At 68.4% G+C, this 20,146-nt stretch carries 17 protein-coding genes, 1 tRNA gene and 1 other RNA gene; 7 read left to right on the plus strand and 12 right to left on the minus strand.

Annotated features, from left to right (window positions below):
- Positions 1 to 2: 2 nt before the first annotated feature.
- The gene (qcrB, locus tag ON21_RS01115; protein WP_039794424.1) at positions 3 to 1,643 is read right to left on the minus strand and encodes a cytochrome bc1 complex cytochrome b subunit; all 1,641 of its coding nucleotides are present in this window, start codon (positions 1,641 to 1,643) and stop codon (positions 3 to 5) included.
- 165 nt (positions 1,644 to 1,808) lie between these two features.
- Between qcrB and ON21_RS01120 the strand changes: the two genes are divergently transcribed.
- Positions 1,809 to 3,284 carry a WS/DGAT domain-containing protein gene (locus ON21_RS01120; protein WP_157170679.1) on the plus strand — a complete coding sequence of 492 codons (1,476 nt, stop codon included), beginning with the start codon at positions 1,809 to 1,811 and terminating at the stop codon, positions 3,282 to 3,284.
- 12 nt (positions 3,285 to 3,296) lie between these two features.
- Here the strand turns inward: ON21_RS01120 and ON21_RS01125 are convergent, their stop codons facing one another.
- The 4 genes from ON21_RS01125 to ON21_RS01135 all read right to left on the minus strand — a co-directional run bounded on the left by ON21_RS01125 (position 3,297) and on the right by ON21_RS01135 (position 5,379).
- Entirely contained in the window at positions 3,297 to 3,935 is a 639-nt protein-coding gene (locus ON21_RS01125; protein WP_157170680.1) for a hypothetical protein, read from the minus strand.
- Positions 3,936 to 3,994: 59 nt separating this feature from the next.
- Positions 3,995 to 4,474 (minus strand): type 2 periplasmic-binding domain-containing protein, encoded by a 480-nt coding sequence (locus tag ON21_RS01130; RefSeq protein WP_039794428.1) that lies wholly within the window; start codon positions 4,472 to 4,474, stop codon positions 3,995 to 3,997.
- 12 nt (positions 4,475 to 4,486) lie between these two features.
- Complete coding sequence (locus tag ON21_RS40555; protein ID WP_281032623.1) at positions 4,487 to 4,621, minus strand: hypothetical protein; 135 nt, start codon at positions 4,619 to 4,621, stop codon at positions 4,487 to 4,489.
- A gap of 673 nt (positions 4,622 to 5,294) precedes the next feature.
- A tRNA-Ser gene (locus ON21_RS01135) sits at positions 5,295 to 5,379 on the minus strand.
- Positions 5,380 to 5,506: 127 nt separating this feature from the next.
- On the opposite strand from ON21_RS01135, the gene ffs reads away from it, so the two are divergent.
- Together ffs and ON21_RS01140 are read left to right on the plus strand one after the other, a co-directional pair.
- Positions 5,507 to 5,601: signal recognition particle sRNA small type (gene ffs, locus ON21_RS36450), an RNA gene on the plus strand.
- A 223-nt stretch (positions 5,602 to 5,824) separates the two neighbouring features.
- Positions 5,825 to 7,114 (plus strand): aspartate aminotransferase type Ic, encoded by a 1,290-nt coding sequence (locus ON21_RS01140; protein ID WP_039794429.1) that lies wholly within the window; start codon positions 5,825 to 5,827, stop codon positions 7,112 to 7,114.
- Between the two features lie 98 nt (positions 7,115 to 7,212).
- On the opposite strand, the gene ON21_RS01145 is transcribed toward ON21_RS01140, so the two are convergent.
- Positions 7,213 to 7,653 (minus strand): SRPBCC family protein, encoded by a 441-nt coding sequence (locus ON21_RS01145; protein ID WP_039794430.1) that lies wholly within the window; start codon positions 7,651 to 7,653, stop codon positions 7,213 to 7,215.
- Between the two features lie 8 nt (positions 7,654 to 7,661).
- Positions 7,662 to 8,468 carry a methyltransferase domain-containing protein gene (locus ON21_RS01150; protein ID WP_039794431.1) on the minus strand — a complete coding sequence of 269 codons (807 nt, stop codon included), beginning with the start codon at positions 8,466 to 8,468 and terminating at the stop codon, positions 7,662 to 7,664.
- 172 nt (positions 8,469 to 8,640) lie between these two features.
- Between ON21_RS01150 and ON21_RS01155 the strand changes: the two genes are divergently transcribed.
- From ON21_RS01155 to ON21_RS01165, 3 genes are all read left to right on the plus strand, one after another.
- A complete protein-coding gene (locus ON21_RS01155) occupies positions 8,641 to 9,216 on the plus strand; it encodes an HhH-GPD-type base excision DNA repair protein (protein WP_039794432.1) in 576 nt (191 codons plus the stop codon).
- 125 nt (positions 9,217 to 9,341) lie between these two features.
- The gene (locus ON21_RS01160; RefSeq protein ID WP_039794433.1) at positions 9,342 to 10,052 is read left to right on the plus strand and encodes a DUF8020 domain-containing protein; all 711 of its coding nucleotides are present in this window, start codon (positions 9,342 to 9,344) and stop codon (positions 10,050 to 10,052) included.
- 342 nt (positions 10,053 to 10,394) lie between these two features.
- Entirely contained in the window at positions 10,395 to 11,669 is a 1,275-nt protein-coding gene (locus tag ON21_RS01165; protein ID WP_039794434.1) for an ROK family transcriptional regulator, read from the plus strand.
- Between the two features lie 61 nt (positions 11,670 to 11,730).
- Here ON21_RS01165 and ON21_RS01170 read toward each other — a convergent pair whose 3' ends face one another.
- Positions 11,731 to 13,359 carry a DUF2207 family protein gene (locus tag ON21_RS01170; protein ID WP_039794435.1) on the minus strand — a complete coding sequence of 543 codons (1,629 nt, stop codon included), beginning with the start codon at positions 13,357 to 13,359 and terminating at the stop codon, positions 11,731 to 11,733.
- 286 nt (positions 13,360 to 13,645) lie between these two features.
- Between ON21_RS01170 and ON21_RS01175 the strand changes: the two genes are divergently transcribed.
- Positions 13,646 to 14,566 carry a neutral zinc metallopeptidase gene (locus ON21_RS01175; RefSeq protein ID WP_039794436.1) on the plus strand — a complete coding sequence of 307 codons (921 nt, stop codon included), beginning with the start codon at positions 13,646 to 13,648 and terminating at the stop codon, positions 14,564 to 14,566.
- A gap of 132 nt (positions 14,567 to 14,698) precedes the next feature.
- Here the strand turns inward: ON21_RS01175 and ON21_RS01180 are convergent, their stop codons facing one another.
- The 4 genes from ON21_RS01180 to ON21_RS01195 all read right to left on the minus strand — a co-directional run bounded on the left by ON21_RS01180 (position 14,699) and on the right by ON21_RS01195 (position 19,934).
- Entirely contained in the window at positions 14,699 to 16,015 is a 1,317-nt protein-coding gene (locus tag ON21_RS01180; protein ID WP_039794437.1) for an ammonium transporter, read from the minus strand.
- Between the two features lie 88 nt (positions 16,016 to 16,103).
- Complete coding sequence (locus ON21_RS01185) at positions 16,104 to 16,793, minus strand: TetR/AcrR family transcriptional regulator (protein WP_039794438.1); 690 nt, start codon at positions 16,791 to 16,793, stop codon at positions 16,104 to 16,106.
- Entirely contained in the window at positions 16,790 to 19,036 is a 2,247-nt protein-coding gene (locus ON21_RS01190) for an MMPL family transporter (protein ID WP_039794439.1), read from the minus strand. The genes ON21_RS01185 and ON21_RS01190 overlap by 4 nt, the downstream gene beginning before the upstream one ends.
- Before the next feature lie 79 nt (positions 19,037 to 19,115).
- Positions 19,116 to 19,934, minus strand: a complete 819-nt coding sequence (locus ON21_RS01195; RefSeq protein WP_039794440.1) for a hypothetical protein — start codon at positions 19,932 to 19,934, stop codon at positions 19,116 to 19,118.
- Between the last annotated feature and the right edge of the window lie 212 nt (positions 19,935 to 20,146).

The following is a 20,146-nucleotide window of genomic DNA, read 5'->3' on the forward strand; positions in this document are numbered from 1 at the left end:
GTTCAGTGGGCGGAACCATTTCCGTCGCCGTTCGCCCGTTCCTGGACTTTGCGCAGCACCGCGAGCTGCTTGCGTTCCTCTTCGTGCTCGATCTCGAAGTGCTTCGCGCTCTCGTCCCGGGGATCCGCGCGCAAGAAGCTGCCGGTACCCGGCTTGCCGGCCGCACCGAGCTTGCTCATCTTCTTCGGTACGGGCGCGCCCTGGTACTCCAGCGGAACCGGGTGACCGTGCCGGTCCACCGGGCCCAGCGGCTGGTGCACCTCGATGTACTCACCGTGCGGCAGGCGCTTGATCACACCGGTCTCCACACCGTGCTCGAGCACCGTGCGGTCGCTGCGCTGCAGGCCGAGGCAGATGCGGTAGGCCAGGAAGTAGGCGATCGGGGGCGCGAGCAGAAGGCCGATGCGTCCGGCCCAGGTCGTCGCGTTGAGGGAGATGTGGAACTTGTACGCGATGATGTCGTTGACGCACGACAGCGTGAGCACCGTGTAGAAGGCGATGGCCATCGCGCCGATCGCCGTGCGAACGGGCACGTCGCGGGGGCGCTGCAACAGGTTGTGGTGCGCGCTGGTGTCGCCGGTCAGCCGCTTCTCGATCCAGGGGTAAGCGGTGAGCACGACGAAGACCAACCCCATGATCACGGCGACCCAGAACACCGCGGGCACCGTGTAGCGGCCCAGATACAGCTCCCACGGTGGCATCAACCGCGCCATGCCGTCGGTCCACATCATGTAGAAGTCCGGCTGCGAACCCGCTGAGACCTGCGAGGGGTTGTACGGACCGAGATTCCAGATCGGGTTGATCTGGAAGATGCCGCCCATGAGGCCGACGATGCCGAGGGTGAAGGCGAAGTACGCGCCCTGGTCGGCGGCGAACACCGGCACGATCCGGGCGCCCACCACGTTGTTCTCCGTGCGGCCGGGGCCGGGGAACTGGGTGTGCTTCTGGTACCACACCAGCGCCACGTGGGCGGCGATCAGTGCCAGGATGATGCCGGGGAACAACAGCACGTGTGCCACATACAAGCGCGGGATGATGATGTCGCCCGGGAAGTCGCCGCCGAACATCAGCCAGTGCATCCAGGTGCCGATGATCGGGATCGAGATCGTGATGCCGGAGAACGCGGCGCGCAGGCCGGTGCCCGACAGCAGGTCGTCGGGCAGCGAGTAGCCGAAGAAGCCCTCGAACATCGCCAGGATCAGCAGCAACGAGCCGAGTACCCAGTTCGCCTCACGCGGCTTGCGGAACGCGCCGGTGAAGAAGATGCGGAACAGATGCACGATGATCGACGTCGCGAACAGCAGGGCCGCCCAGTGATGGACCTGCCGCACGAACAGACCGCCGCGGACCTCGAAGGAGAGGTTGAGCGCCGTCTCGTACGCCCGCGACATGGTCACCCCGCGCATCGGCTGATACGAGCCGTTGTAGACGACCTCCGTCATGGACGGGTCGAAGAACAGCGTCAGGTAGACGCCCGACAGCAGCAGGATGATGAAGCTGTAGAGGGCGATCTCGCCGAGGAGGAACGACCAATGCGTCGGGAAGACCTTGTTGATCGACCGCTTGACGAACGCGGCGGCCTTATATCGCTCGTCCGCCTCATCGGCTTGGTTGGCGATTTTGCGAGCTAGATCTATAGCCATGGCCGGCACCCCGCCTGGGTGAGTGGTATCCGTTCCTACTACAGACGGTAGCAGAGCCGCGTGCCGGAATCGATGGGGTTTTCCGGACGGAATTGTGGAACAAGATCATTCACATTGCTCCGGCCGACCGGACGCGATCGGGTCCGAGTCGATATCGTTTTACTTGTGAGCGCGATGGCACCGCAGGACGCGACGATGTATTGGCTGTCCGAACGTACGCGCAACGACCTTTTTCTCTTGTATTGCTTCGCCGATCGCGGACTGCCCACAGCGGAACTGCGTGCCGCCGTCGCCGAACGGAGCGCGCGGATCTCCGATCTGCGGGTCCGGCTGCGCGAACTGCCCGCGGACATCGATTACCCGTTCTGGACACGGTGCGAATTCGACGCCGAGCAATTCGTAGAACATGTACTGGTGGAGCGCAGTTGGTCGTGCTTCCTGGGGGTCCTCGGCGATCTGCTCGGCACCGGCGTGGATGCCGCCGTGCACCCATGGCGGCTGCATGTGTTCCGTGCGATCGACGACGCACCGGGGCTGGAAGGCGAGCCCGCGCTGGTGGTGGTGCTCCAGATGTCCCATGCACTGGCCGATGGACGGCGGTCCTCGGCGATCGCGCGCGCGCTGTTCTCGGAGACTTTCGCGGTCGAGGACGGCGACCGGCTGGACCCTGCGTCCGATGGCGGCGTCGAAGCGGTGGATGAGGCTGGATGGCGGCTGCTGCGGTGGCCCTTCGCGGAAGACGTCGCGGCACGTGGGCGGAGCATCGGTGCCGCGGTGTCGGCGGCCGGGGTGCTGGTCGACTCGGCGGTCGGTGTGCTGCGCATGCCGGTCCGGGTGGCGGCGACGGCGGTGCGCGGCTACCAGGCGTTCCGAGCGCAGCGGCGGCTGGCGGAGTTGACCGAGTCTGGTGCGGTGCCGCCACCCGCTTCCGGTTTTCCGCCGAGTGTGCTGAATCGATCTTCAGCGCAAGGCGTCTCGCGGCACGAAGCTCGGATGCTGGTGTTCCCGTCCGCCGACCTGCGGGTGCCCGGCCGGACCGTCACGGTTGTCGTCCTGACCGCGGTATCGCTGGCGCTCGCCCGCTACCTGGCCGAGCTGGGCGAGCCGGTGGAGCGGCTCGGTGCGCAGGTGCCGATGGCTCTTCCCGAGGCAACCCGCCTACGCAACAACTATCGCAGTCTCGGCGTCGACCTGTTCATCGACGAACCCGATCTGCGCCTGCGCGCCGACAAGATCGCCGCAGCGCTCGCCGACCGGCGCGTCCGCGCACGGCACCCGCTGCTGTCCGCGCAGGACCGGGTCACCGCGGCCATGCCGGCCCCACTGCTGCGCCGGGACGTGGACAGCTACCCCCTCGACGCCGTCCCCGACTCGATCGCGGGCCACACCGTCGTCTCCAGCGTCGACCGCGGCCCGGCCGATCTTTCGTTCGGTGGCGGCGCGGTGCGTTTCACGGCCGGGTTCCCGGCCCTCGGCTCCGTCATGCATCTCACCCACGGGGTGCACGGACTCGGCGACACCGTCACCATCTCCCTGCAGGCGGACCCCGAGGTGCTGCCCGACGTGGACGCCTACGCCGCCCACCTTCGTGCCGCACTGCTCGAAGCGCATCTCACGCGGGTCGACGCGGCTCCGGCGTGACGAGTCCGCCGGTCAAGAACGGGCGAGAGCAGGCTGCGGAGCGGCCTGGTGCACCTCGGCGGAGATCTTGATATCCAGTTCGAGCCGGGTGGCGTTGATGACCGAACGCTCCTCCTCGACCGTGTTCTCGATCGCCCGGGACCACAGCGCCTGGATCTCGGTGATCTCCTCGGCGGTGGCCTCGCCGTCGAATTCGATCCGGCGGCGCTGCAAGCTGATGTTCAGCGCCGCGGTGAGCGTGCGCATCAGGTCCTCGCAGCGGTTGGGGATCTTGCGATGCGACAGGACGCGCAGGTTGCTGATATAACCCCGCGAGCCGGTGATGAGCTGCCGGATCTCCGCGTCGACGTCGTCCAGCTCGTCGGCCTCCCAGTGCTCGCAGTGCAACAGCTGCTGGCGGACGTCGCTCGAAATCGACAGCACGGACGAGACCGCGGTCAACACCGATTCCCGCCGCCACTTGTCGTGCTCCCGCCGCTCGGCCGCCGCGTTGGTCGACTCCACGGCGCGCTGCGCCGCGTCCAAGGTGACCCGGTTCCGCTCGTCCGCTGCGGTGAGCGCCGCACGGTTCGTTCGGTTGTTGACCAGCACGCCGACCAACGCCGCAATGGCAACGATGAAGGAACCGAAGAGCGGAAGCCACTGAGTCACGGAGAAGATCATTCCATCGGAATGGGAAGTCGCACAGTCCAGATCGGGCAAACGGGGCGTCAGCTTCGTGCGGCGCCTTTCGGCCATACGACATCGACCGGCACACCACGTTCACGCGCGAGTTCGACCACCGTCCCGGTGCCCGCCTTCTGCCCGGCATCGCCATCCCAAACCGCGACCAGCCGGTCGACCGACCCGACTACGACATCGTTGGCCGCCTCGTACGCTGCACGGCCCGCGTCGTCGAAATCCATCACACGCACGGTGGTCGCGCGCTTCACGAGCTCATCGAACAACTCGGCGTGATCCGGCTTCACCTTCCGCTCGCGGTAGTTCCGTGAGGGCAACACCACCTCGAGCCGACCGCCCGCATCGAGCACCGCCCGCGCGAACACCGAATCAGACCCGCGCGCAATACAACTCACCCCGACCAGATCGCTCGGATCATGCCCATCGAGCAGCGCGCGCACCGCGTCGTACACCAACGGCGCGGTGGCCTCGGTGATGTTCATGTGGCCGGTGACACCGATACGCACCATGCAGATGTGCTCCTATGCTGTCGCGGCAATCAGCGGCCGCATCCGCTCCCGCAATTCGACCACTGCGCCCACCGTCACGTAATGGCCGGTGCGGTGGTACACCCTGGCGAGTTTCTTCGCGACACGGTCGGATGCCCGACGCGGCATGCCTCCTCGAGCTCGCCCTCGATGATTCGGGCCTCGACCATGCCCAACTGATCCAAGGCCGCGCTGCGCCGCCGACCTGGCTTTCGTGACTGAGCGAGAGCCGCAAAGAAACCGTGCCCGCCATCCTCCAGTGCTAAGTTCACTCCGATGAAGCTGCTCGTTATCACTAGCGGCCCTCCGACATGGTCCACTCGCTGGTTTCTGTTGCGCCGCCACGTGCACGCCTGGTTCCGGCGTGAATCCCGCGAGCCCGGCTATACCGGTGAAGGCCAGTGGCATCCTCACCGCGAATACGGCGGTTGGGTCATCCGTCGCCAGCGGGTGGCGTCGGTTCCGCTGGATAACTCCGCCCCTGCACTACACGCGCGCCATCCCCGCCGACGACATGTACGCTCTCGGCACTTGGATGCTGGCGAAGCTGGAGATGTAGACCAGCGCACCGGATATAACGAATCGCGCCCCGCCTCCGAATCAACGGAGGCGGGGCGCGTTATTCGTCGTGCAGGCTGACCGACGCAGGTCACGGAGTCGACGCCGCCCCCGGCGGGCCGCCCTTCAGCGGAGCCACGACCATCGGAACGGGGTCCGCCGATATCTCCTCGATGCGATCGGCCGCTAACGAGTAAAGGCCTGGTCAGAACGGGTAAACCGTCCTGACCAGGCCCTTCTCCAGCGGAGGATAGGGGATTTGAACCCCTGAGGGCGTTAACCCAACCCGCGTTCCAGGCGAGCGCCATAGGCCACTAGGCGAATCCTCCGTGGAGCAGCATACCGGTAGCCCCCGGCCGGTCGCCAAATAGGTGGGGTGACGTGGGAGAAGTGCCTGGTCGAGTCGGGTGGTGGACCCGGAAGATGGGTTTACGCGCGGGAGGCGCTACACTGGCCGACGGATCCCGCGCGGCGCGCATCCTGTGAACCCCCCCAGGGCCGGAAGGCAGCAAGGGTCAACGGGCTCTGCCGGGTGCGCGGGGTCCCCTTTCGAAGGCCTCTCGTGGGTGCCCGGCCGGTGCGGGCCGCGGATGGCCCCGGTCGTTCGCCTCTTCATCCCGCCCTCGGATAACGCCTCCAATTCCGGGCGTCGCACGGGTAACGTGAACACCGTCCGTGGATGCATGTGCGTCTGCGCGGACAACTGTTCGGTCGCCGCCGCACATCGGTCCGGCCAAACCCATCGTCCCCTCGCTGCTTGAAAGGCTGCCCAGGATGCCCCGGCAAACGCAGATCGGTTTGATGAGCCATGAGGAGCTCGTGCTCGAGCACGACACCCAGACCGCGAACTACGCGACGCTCAAGACCGAGAAGCTCACGCTGGACCTGACCAGGGGAAAACCCTCGCCGGAGCAACTCGACCTGTCCGCCGCGCTGCTGCAACTGCCCGGCGACGGCGATTTCCGCGACGGCACCGGCACCGACTGCCGTAACTACGGTGGCCTGCACGGTCTCCCGGAACTGCGCGCCATCTTCGGCGAGCTGCTCAACATCCCGGTGGACAATCTGCTCGCGGGCAACAACGCCAGTCTCGAGCTGATGCACGACGTGATCACCTACGCGATGCTCTACGGCACCAATGATTCCGAGCGTCGCTGGGCCGCCGAGGACACTCTGAAGTTCCTGTGTCCCGCCCCCGGCTACGACCGGCACTTCGCGATCACCGAGGCGCTCGGCTTCGAGATGATCCCGATCCCGATGCGCCACGACGGCCCGGACACCCACGCCATCGCCGAGCTGCTGGCGAACGACCCGCAGATCAAGGGTCTGTGGGCGGTGCCGAACTACTCCAACCCGACCGGCGTCGTCTTCTCCGAAGACGTTGTCCGCGAACTCGTCTCGATGCCGGCCGCGGCGCCCGACTTCCGGCTGTTCTGGGACAACGCGTATGCGGTGCACCCGCTGACCGACACCGCGGCCCCGGTGATCGACGTGCTCGGCCTTGCCGCCGACGCCGGAAACCCGAATCGCCCGATCGTGTTCGCCTCGACCTCCAAGATCACCTTTGCCGGCGCCGGCGTCAGCTTCATCGGCGGTTCCACCGCGAATCTGGACTGGTACCTGAGCCACGCCTCGAAGAAGAGCATCGGCCCGGACAAGATCAACCAGCTGCGCCACCTGCGCTTCTTCCGCGACGCCGACGGCGTGCGCGCGCACATGCAGAAGCACCGCGCCATCCTGGAGCCGAAGTTCGCGCTGGTGTTGAAGATCCTCGAGGACCGCCTCGGCGCCACCAAGGTGGCCTCCTGGACCGAGCCGAAGGGCGGCTACTTCATCAGCCTGGACGTGCTCGAGGGCACCGCGGCGCGGGTGATCGCCCTCGCCAAGGAGGCGGGCATCGCGCTCACCGCGGCCGGTTCGGCCTTCCCGTACCGGAACGATCCGGAAGACAAGAACATTCGGATCGCCCCGAGCTTCCCGAAGCTGCCCGAGCTGGAGAAGGCCATGGACGGCCTGGCCACCTGCGTGCTGCTGGCGGCTACCGAGAAGCTGCTCGGCAAGTAGGCGCGGACCAGCGAACAACGCCCGGCACGGATTCGTGCCGGGCGTTTCGATCTGTCTCGAACGCCGATGGAGGTTGCAGCCCGATCGAGGCGCGCCGCCTACCCGGTCTCCAGCAGTTCCTTCAGTCGCGCCAGATCCGCGCGATTCGCCCGCCGTATCGCCGCTTCCAACACGGGTGCGGTCAGCTTCCGGAAACCTTTCGGTTCGCCCCGGTTGCGCAGTGTCATGCGGGTGCCGCCCTCCGGCGTATCGGCCCAGGTATAGGTCGTCTCCATCGGAAACGGCCCCTGCGCGGTGCGCATAACCAGCCGCACGCCGGCCGCGTAGTCCACCACCTCATAGGTATAGGTCAGCCTGCTGCCCAGGAAGTGGGCGACGAACGTCATCCGCGAGCCCACGCGCAGCGGCGGCTCCGTTTCCCACGTGACACTGTGGATGCGCGAGTACCAGGCCGGAGCGTGCGCCGGATCGGCCGAGTACGCGGCGACCAGCTCGCGTGATCGGTCGATCACGACGTCGGTCAGCACGTCGACGGCCATCGGCCTGCTCAGCGCGGCTTGTGCGCGAGGACGGCGAACATGGTCACCGAGAGGTGGATGTCGCCATTGGCGGCGCCCGCGTCGAGGTCGGCGAGCAGGCGATCGCGCTCCGCCTCGGTGATCGCGCCGCGCGCGACCGCCATCGCCGAGATCCTGGTGATCAGCGAGCCCGCGCCCACGCTGCGGTCCTGCACCAGGGCCTCCGAGCCGATGTCGTCGACCACCAGGCCGGCCTTGGTGAGCAGACCGGGCAGGCGACGGCCCGACAGCGGATTGGTGGTCGCCGACACGAGCGTGTCGATCACCTCGCGGACGACCCGCCGGTCACCGGGGTGCACGATCGCCGTGCCCCAGTCGCTGTCCACCACGACCACGCGGCCGCCAGGACGCAGCACGCGCGCGATCTCGTTGGCCGCGCGGGCGGGGGCGGTGAGGTGCTGGAAGACGCGCTCGCACAGAACGGCGTCGAAGCAGTCCGCGCCGAACGGCACGCCGTAGGCGTCCCCGGAATGGAATTTCGCCGTCGAGCCGGCCTGGGCGGCACGGCGCTCGGCGGAGGCGAGCAGCTGCGGGTCCGGCTCGACGCCGACCGCGCTGCCGTTCGGGCCGACCGCCTCGGCGAAGGTGATGACCTCCGATCCCGTGCCGGAGCCGATGTCAACGGCGTGTTCGCCCGGCCGCAGCGCGAGCGCTTCGTGCGCCCAGGTGCGCAAGCGGCGGATACCGGGCAGCGCGGCCTGTAGGTCGCGCACGTCGACGAGCTGATCCTGACCCGCTCGGTCGAACCGATCGGGGCGCAATGCGTAGGTGTTCATGGGCCCGTGTCCATCCCTGGCCGTTGCCGTCGTCTTGGTCGGTGTCGCCGTCGTCTGAGGCATGGCCTGGAGCCTACGCGGCAGGTCATCTACCCGCGCGTAGGGGATGTGAGGTGGGTCACTATCGCTGCCGACTAGTCTGGTACTGCCCAAGAGACGGAGAGGCGGGACAGTGACGCGCACGCTGTGCCTGGCGCAGGACGCCGAGGCGGACCAGCTACTGACCGAGGACCATTTCGCCACGCTGCTCGGCATGCTGCTGGACCAGCAGTATCCGATGGAGCACGCCTTCCGCGGCCCGAAGAAGATCGCCGACCGGATGGGCGGGTTCGACATCCAGCGCATCGCCGAGGCCGATCCGCAGGAATTCGAGGACCTCGCCGCTACCCCGCCCGCGATCCATCGCTACGGCCGGTCCATGGCCCGGCGCGCCCAGGAGCTGGCTCGCTACGTCATCGACCACTACGACGGCAAGGCCGAGAACATCTGGACCCAGGGCGACCCGGACGGCAAAGAGGTGCTGCGCCGCCTGAAGGACCTCCCCGGCTACGGCGAGCAGAAGGCGAAGATCTTCCTAGCGCTGCTGGGTAAGCAGCGGGGCGTACGGCCGGAAGGCTGGCGCGCGGCGGCGGGCGCGTACGGCGACGAAGGCTCGCGCCGATCGGTTGCCGACGTGACCGACGCCGAATCCCTCGCGCAGGTAAGGGAATTCAAGAAGCAGGCGAAAGCGGCGGCCAAAGCGAAGTAGCCCGGTGCGCGTAACTCCCCGGTTGCCTATTTGAAATCTTCCTGCGTTTTTTCCTCGTTCTCGCAGAGCCCGTGCCCGATGCTTTTGGCTGGTAGGGCTCCACCTGAGATGAGGGATTGCAGGACATGAGGATGAGGAAGCTCGCCGTGGTGGCGGCGCTGGTGACCATTGCGACCGGAGTGGCCGCGGGTACATCGGGCGCCACCCCGGCAGAAGAAAGCGCGGAAAGCGCAATCAATTTCACCGCGCACGCGACCGATACCCAGTCGATCATCGAAATCGACGCGGGCTCGCTGGTGGTCGAGAACGAGGTGCTCCAGGTGAAGGCCTCCAACGGTACCGTGCTCGCCGCGCAGCCGCTGAGGTTTCAGCTCGAGGACTTCGAATTCCCGATCGCCGCAGCGGTTTCCGGCCGCACCGCGACGCTGACGCCGGTGTTCGACCGGGAACACGCGGTCTACAAGCCGGTCGCCCTGCCGTACGAGGACAAGGCGCCGTGGAAGACCGAGTACGACCGTGAGGTCGCCGCTTGGACCCGCCTGACCAGCACGATCGCCGCCGGTGCGACCATCGGAACGCTCGTCGGCGGCCTGGCGGGCGGCGCCATCGGCTGCGTGCTCGGCGGCATCGCGGGCGCGACCGTGGCCTCGGCCGCGATCGTCGGCCTGTTCGGCGCGTTCATCCCGGCGGCCGCCATCGGCTGCCTCGGCGGCATCATCGCCGTCGGCGCGCTGGGCACCCTCGCTGGCCAGATCCTGATCACCGCCCCGGTGGCGATCGGTGCCGCGATCCAGTACTTCACGACGATCAATCAGCCGTTCGTCGCACCGAAGTAATCCTTCCGCCTGAAAAGACTCCGCTCCGCCCGTCTTCCGGGGAGCGGGGTCTTTTTCGTGTGCGTGCGACCTGGGGAAACAATGTGCGGGTGCGCACAACGGCGAGTCTGGGGTTGGTGCGTCGCGGAAATCAGTGTTAATTTTAATGACATGTCTGCCGGCCGATCGAACCTCCTGCGCGTCACTTACGTGACCGCCGCGCTGGGTCTGCGGCTGCCGTTGACGCGCGAACTGTGTCGCCTCTCTTGCTGCAGCTGAGCTGTTTTTCCTGCTCGTTTGCTGCCTCGCCGCCCATGTAGGCACGTCCCGTTCGATTACGGGACTTCAGCAAGGATCTGCACAATGTCCCTTCCCACCCTCGAACGATCCGTCTCCAGGGTTGCGGGCAGCCGTGCCCGCGTCCAGCGCCCGGTCGTCGCCCCCGAACTCCGCATCGGCGACAATCCGGCGGCCGCGGTGCTGCGCGCCGCGACCGGCGGTCCCGTCTCCCGCGACAATGCTGCCCGCACAACGGGTTTGAGCATCGCAACGGTCAATCGTCAGGTGTCCGCACTACTCGCGGCCGGCCTGCTGCGGGAGCGCCCCGACCTGACGGCCTCGGGTGCGGTCGGACGCCCCCGCGTCCCCTTCGAAATCGATCACGACGCCTATCTGACCATCGGCATCCACATCGGCGCCGCGGTCACCAAGATCGTCGCCGCCGACCTGCGCGGCCGCATCCTCGGCGGCCTGGCCATCGCCACTCCGCAGACCGGTCAGGAATTCGCCACCACCACCGTCGCCCGCAGCGCGAAGGCGTTCCTGCAGCGCTGGCACCGGCGTAAGGCGCTGTGGGCCGGTGTCGCGATCGGTGGCCGGGTAGATCCGCTGACCGGCGTCGTCGACCACCCGAAGCTGGAATGGCGTGGCGCGCAAGTCGGTTCGGTGCTCGGTGAGGTACTGGAGTTGCCCGTCTCGGTCGCGCCGCACGTCGAGGCGATGGCGGGTTCCGAGCTGTTGCTGCCCACCGCTGAACCCAAGGATCAGGCGCGCGTCGAGCGGGGCAGCAGCCTGTACTTCTACGTGCGTGAGACCGCCGGTATCGCGGTGACTTTGGACGGCCGCGTGCACACGCCGAGCAACGGCCCCGGGTCGATCGCGCACCTGCCGACGGGCTCGGACGTGGAATGCACCTGCGGACGGCGTGGCTGCTTGGAGGTGACCGTCGGCGATCGGTCGCTGCACTCCAGGGCCGTCGGCCGTGGCATCATCCCGGCGCACAACGGAACCGCGGGCTCGACCATCGCCGATCTGTACCGCGCCGCGGAGGCCGGGTCGGAATCCGCGCGCGAGCTGCTCGCCGAGCGGGCCACCATTCTGGGCCACACCGTCGCGATGGTGCGCGACATGCTCAACCCTGATCGGGTGATTCTCGGCGGTCAGGCGTTCACCGGCTATCGCCCCGCCGTGGCGCATGTGGCCAGGGCGTTCAACCAGGGTTCGACGCTGCCGCCCACCGATATCCGGATCAGCGGATTCGGCGGCAAGGTCCAGGAATACGCCGCCGTGGTGACCTCGCTGAGCGTCCTCTACGCCGATCCGCTGGCGGCGATCCGGCGAACCGCGTTGAGCGACTGAGCAAATACGACGAAGGGCGATCGGACCCGCTGTCCGGTCGCCCTTTTCGTGCGTATAGGGCTTACCGATGCGGGTCGCCCGCGGTAGCGAAGAGGCCTTCCAACGCCGTGATGAAGAACGGGAAGTGGCTTGCGAAGCGTTGCAGGTTGCGGTCGCGTTCGAAGCCGCCGAACCAGTAGAGGCCGGGTTGCGCGTCGGCAGACGGATCGAGGTCGCGGAAGGCGCGGATCCAATTGTCGGCGCGCGCACCGAGCACCGTGAACGGCAGGGCGCGGGAGAACACGGTCTCCTGGTCGATCGGCGGAATCTGTTCGCGCCGGGTGATTTCCAGGCCGCGCTGCAACGCGCGGATCTGCCGGGCGAGTTCCAGCCCCCGGGTCGTCCGCACCGGCAGGTACTTCGGCGTGAGCAGGGTCGCGACGCCGCCGAGTGCGATGGCGACGCCGACCAAGGCATGCCCGGAGGTGAGCGCGAGCGCCACGGTCGCGACGGCACCCGCGGCCACCAGCGCCGCACCGAGCCACACCGCGAGGCCGGGACGGCGGCGATCGAGGAAATTGCCGCGGGCGACGGCATCGGCGACCAGAGCCGTGCGGACCGGAGCGGAGGCCACGCGCCCCGGTTTGCGCAGTTCGCCCAGCGTCACGGCGTCGGCGCCGCCCGGTAGCAACGCCTGGTAGACGGCCTTCTCGTAGTCGCGCAGCTGATCGTCGGGCGTATTCACGCGGGTGATCCGCCAGTCGCTGTCGCTGAGCGGCATGATCCGGAGATACCGGCGCACCGCGAGATCCACCACCGTGGCGGCGATGTCGACCGGATCGACATGCCCGTCCAGCAGCAGACCGGCCTCGCCGGGCAGCGCGCCCTCGGGCGAGGTGAACTGCACGCGATCGCCTTCGCGCAGCAGCGGGTCGAGCGTCTGTGTCCCCTCGCCCACCGTCGCGTCCTCGCGGCGCGCGCGCAGCACGAAGGCGGCCAGCCCCGCCAGCGCCAGCAGCAGGACGCCGAACGCGACGAGCACCGGGGCGGTGATCGCGAAGGGGCCCGCGTCGCCGCCGCGCACGTCGGCGTTGCTGGGCACGGTGCCGGGCGGCAATTGCAGCGTCAGGTCGATCGCGTCGCCCTTGTGCAGGTCGGTTTGTTCCAGGAACAGAACGCCATCGGACTCGATCTTGACGTCGGCGCACGGCCGGGTGCTGCCGGGCGGGCCGAGTTTGCAATCCACGATGCCCATTTCGAAGCTCGGGCTGATCAGCGAGGCGCTGATGGACGCGATGTCGGCGCCGAGCACGCCGAGCCAATGGAACACCTGGGTGCCCGGCGCGTCACTGACGGTGTTCTGCACGGAGTACTGAAAGGTGGACTTGCCCGGCCGCGCCTCGATGGTGAACTGGTCGTTGGCGACCGTCGCTGTCCCCGGGCCTTCGGTGTTCACATCGGTGACCCGGAACACGCGCTCGGCGTCATCACTCACCTTCAGCCGCAGCGGAAGCGACATCCGGAACGAGCCGTCCGGCGGCACCGAGACCTGTTCGACGACTTCGAGGACGCCCTCGCGGTTCAGCTTCAGATCGGCGGTGATGGCCACGCCGTCGGGTGCGGGCTGGGCCAGGGCGACCGGGGCCGCCGCGAACATTGCCGCGATGGCGAGAAGCAGCGCGCCTAGGGCGGCCCCCCGAAAAGTCAGCATGGCTGCCTACTTTAGACAGCTTGCTATTCTGCGTCAGCGGCTGTCGGCGATCACTGAGACGAGGGGGTACGGGGGCGTGACACAACCACCGTACGGACACGGACCGGTCCCGCCCAGGGGGCGTCCGGTTCCTCCGCCGCCCGGCTACGGTGCGCCCAATGGACCACACCCCGGTTACGGTCCGCCACCCGGATACGGCCCGCCCCCCGGTTACGGCCCTCCGCCGGGGTATGCCCAGCCCAGTTACGGCCCGCCGCCGGGCTACGGCTCTCCGGTCCCTCCGCCGATGCCCTATGGCCCGCCCGGGCGGCCTCCTTACCCGCCGCAGCGCAAACGCGGTGGCGGCGGATGGGTGGTGCTGCTGGTCGTCGTCGTTTTCCTGGTCGCGGCCGGGCTGGTGCGCAACGCGATCGCGGTGGGACGCGGCGACAGCGACGCGTCCGGCCCCCGACCGAGTCTCACGTTCGACGCCCAGCCCGACGGCTCGACCGGACCGTCGGAAACCGGCGCCAACCCGCTGCTGACCGACCCGAGCACGACCCTCGTTCCGGCGCGGTGCGATTACTCGCCGTGGGGCACCCAGGTGGACGCCGCCCGCAAGTTCTTCGAAAGCGCCGCGTCGTGCCTGGAGGCGGCGTGGAAACCCGTGTTGCGCGAGGCGAATCTGCCGTTCCAGCCGCCGTCGCTGAACGTGAGCGCGACCACGGCGGGCATAACCACGCCGTGCACCGGCTCGACCAGCAATTTCGCCGCGTTCTACTGCCCGGCGAACAAAACGATCTACATGCCGATCAGCCAGCTGCAGACGGACTATTTCAAGGACAACTGGGTGGTCTACCTCTCGGTCTTCGCGCACGAGTACGGACACCACGTGCAGGCGATGTCCGGCATCCTGCGCAAGGCCAACAGCGAGCGGGCCGATGCCGGGCCGCGCACCGCCAAGGGGCTGGAATTGTCCCGCCGAGTCGAATTACAGGCCAACTGTTTCGACGGCATGTACCTCTCCTCGTCGTCGAAAGGCGGCTCGCTGACGGCTCCGCAGCTCACGGTGGCCCGCAAGGACGCCTATGGGCGCGGCGACCAATCCGGGGACATGCGCGACCACGGGTCGGCCGAGAACGGCGGTCAGTGGTTCGAGACCGGCCTGGACAAAAATCGTGCCGCCCAGTGCAATACGTTCACCGCGTCGGCGAGCTCGGTGAGCTGAGGCGCCGAGCGGGCACCGCCCGCGCGGTGGTCATCCGGCTCGGCTCAGGCCGCAGCGCTCGGTGGACGGGAGCGAGCGATCCCCGGTGCGATCGTCGGCGTCGGTGAACCGCCGCGAGCCCGGCGCTCTGGGTCAGAGCTTCGGATCGTCATCGAGCGGGCGCTCGGGATGTGGACGCCCGAAAAGCCCCTCGCCGAGCCTGCGGGGCGCGTGCCCGTGCACTCCTTCGGCGTATGCCGTCTCGGCGTGCAGGGCGAAGTCGATCCCGGCGGTCTCGTCCTCCTTGCTGACCCGGAAGCCGACGAGCCGGTCGATGCCCTTGCCGAGTGCGAAGGAGACGCCGAACGCGTAGGCCGCGACGACCAGCACCGCCACCAGCTGCTTGCCGAGCTGGGCGAGTCCACCGCCGAAGAACAGGCCCTCGGCGCCGCCGGTCATCACCGCGGTGGCGAGCAAGCCGATCAGCACGGTGCCCACCACGCCGCCTGCGAAGTGCACGCCGACCACGTCGAGCGAATCGTCATAACCCGCCTTGAACTTCCAGCCCACCGCGAACGAGCACACCACGCCCGCGGCCAGCCCGACCAGCACCGCGCCGAGGGTGTTGACCGATCCGCACGAAGGGGTGATGGCGACCAAGCCCGCCACCACGCCGGAGGCGGCGCCGAAGGTGGTCGGCCTGCCGTCACGGATCTGCTCGACCGCCAGCCAGCCGAGCATGCCGAGACAGCCCGCCACCAGGGTGTTCAGGAAGACGGCCGCGGCGAGGCCGTTGGCGGCCAGCGCCGAACCGGCGTTGAAGCCGAACCAGCCGAACCACAGCAGGCCCGCGCCGAGCAGCACGAAGGGCAGATTGTGCGGACGCATCGCGTCGGTGCGGAACCCGATGCGCGGGCCGAGCACGAGCGCGAGGGCCAGGGCCGACGCGCCGGAGGCGATCTCCACCACCAGCCCGCCCGCGTAGTCCAGCGCGCCGAACCGCGCGAGCCAACCGTCCGGGCCCCACACCCAGTGGGCGATCGGCGCGTACACCGCGAGCGCCCACACCGGCACGAAGATCATCCACGCGGAGAATTTGGCGCGGTCGGCGATGGCGCCGCTGACCAGCGCGGCGGTCAGAACGGCGAAGGTGAGCTGGAAGGTGACGAACAGCAGCTCGGGCACCGAGCCGCGCACCGAACCGGGATCGATGCCCGCCATGCCCAGGTGATCGAGGCCGCCGATCAGGCCGCCGCCCGCGTCGGCGCCGAACGCCAGACTGTAGCCGAAAAGTAGCCAGGTCACGGTGACCAGCGGGATCGCGATGAAGTTCATCATCAACATGTTGAGTACGCCGGTCGAGCGCACCATCCCGCCGTAGAAGATGGCCAGGCCGGGTGTCATCAGTAGGACCAGGGCCGTGCTGATCAGCAGCCAAGCGGTGGCCGCGGGGTCGATGGTCGAGGTCACGGGGTATTCCTTCCGCGCAGGTGCGCTGCGAGGTTACCGAACGGTCGCTCACGGGCCGACAGCCGATCGGGAAAACGCGGTCCTCTGGTCAGGTGGAGGGCTGATCCTTCCGGACACCGCGCAGCCACGCGGCGACCGCGTCCGGTGTCGGCGGGTCGGTGCCGACCAGGTCGAGCACGGTGTAGCCGATGCATGCCGCGCCCATCACGCGTGAGGCGGTCGCTTCCGCATCGCCCCAGGGCAGGAAGGGTTTGGCGAGCAGGAGGGAGGCGATGCCGTGACCCACCGACCACAGTTCCAGCACGATCGGCAGCGGGTCGCGTGGCGCGATCGTCCCCTCGTCCATGCACTTGCGCACGGTATTCGCGAAATGCTGGAAAGCCCCACTGGTGAGGACCTGGTCCACCGCGCCTCCGGTTTCGGTGGGCGCGGTCGCCAGCCGGTACTGCTCGGGATGGTCGAGGGCGAAGCGGACGTAGGCCATGCCTTGGTCGTGCAGCTGGGTCAACGGGGAGGTCGCGGGGTCGGTGGCGGCCCGAAGCGCGTCGGCCAGGTCTTCGAAGACCTGGGCGACGACCGCATCGATGAGCTCGTCCTTGTCGGCGAAGTGCCGGTAGATCGACGGCGCGCTCACGCCGACCAGCCTGCTCACCGCCCGGATGGAGACGGCCTCGGCATGCCCGGTCCTGGTGAGCAGGTCGGCCGTGGCCCGCAGGATCTCCTCGCGCAGCTGGGCTCCGGAACCGCGCGGCGACCGCGGACGCCTGCCACCGATCATGCGCGTCCCGCGGTTTCCAGCGGGCGTGCGGCGGCGTCCTCCTCGCCCTCGGTCAGCCCGATCTTGGCGTGCAGGCGGGCCAGCGGCGCGGGCGCCCACCAGTTGGCCGGTCCGAGCAGACGCATGAGCGCGGGCGCGAGCAAGCCGCGGATGAGCGTGGCGTCGGCCAGCACGGTCAACGTGAGACCGAGGCCGAGCAGCTGCATGAACGACACCTTCGCGGTCACCAGGGCCCCGAGCACGATGGCCATCAGCACCGCGGCGGCGGTGAAGATCCGGCCCGTGCGGGCCAGCCCGATCGCGACCGCGCGAGTGTTGTCGTGCGTGGCGAGCCACTCCTCGCGCACCCGCGACAGCAGGAACACCTCGTAGTCCATGGACAGGCCGAAGGCCAGGCAGAACATCAGGATCGGCATGGTCGGCACCAGGTATCCGACCGCGGTGAAACCGAGCAGACCGGACAGGTGCCCTTCCTGGAACACCCACACCATCGCGCCGAAAGCGGCGGCCAGCGACAGCGTGTTCAGCACGAGCGCTTTGATCGGCAGCACGACGCTGCCGGTGAACAGGAACAACACGACGAACGTGGTCAGCGCGATCAGGGCGGCGGCGAGCGGGAGCCGCGCGGCCAGTGCCTGGAGCGAGTCGGCGTTGGCCGCCGCGGCGCCGCCGTAGAGCGCGTCGCCCGGAGCGGGGATCGTCCGGATCGCTTTCAGTTGCCGGTCACCCGCGGGGGAGAAGGGATCCAGTTTGGTCGCGACGCTCAGGTAGGTCCCGGTGTCGTTGATCATTCCGGGCGGAGGTGGCGCGACCCGTGCGCCGGTCACATAGACCCCGGCGGCGGAGAGGACCGCGGGCACGCCCTCCACCTTGGACAGCTCCGCGGCGTATCCGCCGAGCGCCGCGCTGCCGCCGCGATAGCCGTCCAGCACGATGGTGGTGCTGGCGACCGGATCGGCCTGGGGGAACTCGGTGCGCAGGGCATCGCCCACCTGGCGGCTGGCGGCGGAATCCGGCAGCACCCGGTCGTCGGGATAACCGAACTTGACCGAGAGGAACGGCGCTCCGAGCGCGAGCAGCAGGGCGATGATCGCGACCGCGACCGGTGCCGCGTGCCGCATCACCACGCCGGCCAGCCGGTACCAGCCGGTGTCCTCCGGCCGCTGTGGGCCGGGCGCGGGCGCGTCGCGACCGAACAGGCGACGCAACGGAGCCCGCAGGTCGAGGGAGTTCACCCGGTGGCCGAGCAGTACCAGCGCCGCGGGCAGGACCACGATCGACGCGAGCGCCGCCGCGGCGACCACCGCGACGCCCGCGTAGGCGAAGCTCTTCAGGAAGTAGAGGTCGAAAACGCTCAGCACGGCCATCGAGAGCGCGACGGTGAGCGCGGAGAACAGCACGGTGCGCCCCGCAGTCTGCACGGACCGGATGGTGGCCGCGGCCGGATCCAAGCCGTTGGCGAGTTCTTCCCGGAAACGGCTGACGATGAACAGGCTGGAGTCGATGGCCAGCGCGAGACCCATCGCCGTCGTCATGTTCAGCGCGTAGATCGAGACGTCGGTGAACAGCGTGAACATGCGCAGCAGCGCCAGGGTCGCCAGGATGGCGAACACCCCGATGGCCAACGGGAGGGACGCGGCGACCAGGCTGCCGAACACCAGGATCAGCACGATCATCGACAGCGGCACCGCGACGCCCTCGGCCAGCGCGAGGTCGCGGGTGGTCTGCTCGGTGACGTCCTGATAGATCGCGGCGATGCCGCCTTGGCGGACCGTGATGCCGTTGGACACGCCCGCGAACTGCCGTTCCAGTTCGCTCGCGGTCTGCTGCACCTGGGTTTCGTCGCCGTCGATGAAGGCGACCACCAAGGCGCTCTTGCCGTCGGTGCTGCGCAACGCGTTCGCCAGCGGCTGCGGCGTGGTCCAGTAGGACTGAACGCCCTGCACATCCGTGCGGGATTTCAGCGCGTCGGCCAGCCCGGCGCCCGCCGCCTTGGTGGCCGGATCGTCCGCGCCCGCGTCCGAGCTGACCAGCAGCACGAAGTTGGGCGCGGCCCCGGCGAAGTTGTCCGAGATCAGTTGGGCGACGCGGGCGGACTCGGCGTCGTCGGAGGTGAAACCGCCGGATTTCAAGTGCGCGGGCGCGGTGGCGCCGAAGACTCCGCACAGCACGGCGATGGCGAGCGCCGCGGTCAGCACGGCACGCGGAGATCGGGTGATGAATCGGGCCATCCGGGTCAGCATCGCGGCTCCGCTCGCTAGGTTAACGGCGTTAGAGTAACGCCGTTAACCTATGCTGTCGACTCGCACGATGCGCCCGGGATCAGCCGCGGGACTTCCGGATGGCCCGCAGGCCCCTGCGGCCGGGCACGGGAAGGTCGTCGCGCATCTCGACCCACTCCGCGGTGGTCAGCCACAGCTGCTGCGCACGGGCGTCGGCGGTGTTGTGGAAGATCCGGCGGCCACGGTCGTCGCGCAGTTCTTGCGCGACCACCGACCAGCGTGGCGGTCGGCCGTGTTCTGCCTCGTAGTCGGCGAGATAGGTCGCGATCGCGGTGCCGATGGTGTTCACCGGACGCAATGACACCCGGTTGCCGTACTGGGCCGCGTAGAAACGCCGCGCTGCGCACAGGGACCTGGGATTGGCGTTGGAGGCGATCCATCCCGCGCGCTGGGCTCGTTCGATGAGCCAGAGGTGTTTGACCGCGGACGGCGCGATATTGCCGACGCGGGTGCGGATCAGCGTCATGATCTGCTCGCTGCACAGCACGTCACGGCGGGTGGGACCGTAGCCGTGCGCGGTCCAGTGCGCATCCGCCAGTTTGGCGAGCGCCCGGCCGAAGTCGTCGATGCTGCGCTGGGCGCGGCGGCCGAGACGTTCGATGCGCTCGGCCTCGCGGCGCATCTCGTTCTGCGCGGTCAGCGTCCGGATCGCGGCCATGGTGGGCACTTGACCGCGTTCGAGGAGTTCGAGTATGGCGGCGGCGGTGGCCGGATCGGCGGCCGCGGTAACCGGCAGCGAGTCGCGCTTGATGGCGAACTCCTGGGGGCTGATGGCGCGGCTCAGGAGGGCGACGGCGGAGCGGTCGCCTGCGAAATCGGTGCTGGAGAGCCAGGCGGCGGCGATGTCGTCACACGACACGTGGACGGTCCTCCGGTGGAAGTGGGGAATTGGCGCTGGTCACCCATGGGCCGAGCTTTGTTGGTTGTGCCCCGGTCGGGATGAGGGACCGGCCGGGGTCACCAACCTGATGAAGGTTTGGCTACCGAAGTTGCCGTCTGCCACGTTAGCCAGAGGATTGCGTCGCTGTCACCCATGGTGACGGTTTCGTTATTTCCAAAAAGTGGAGGTGA

Origin of the sequence: Nocardia araoensis NBRC 100135, from assembly GCF_000308435.1 — a bacterium.
Classification (GTDB): domain Bacteria; phylum Actinomycetota; class Actinomycetes; order Mycobacteriales; family Mycobacteriaceae; genus Nocardia; species Nocardia araoensis.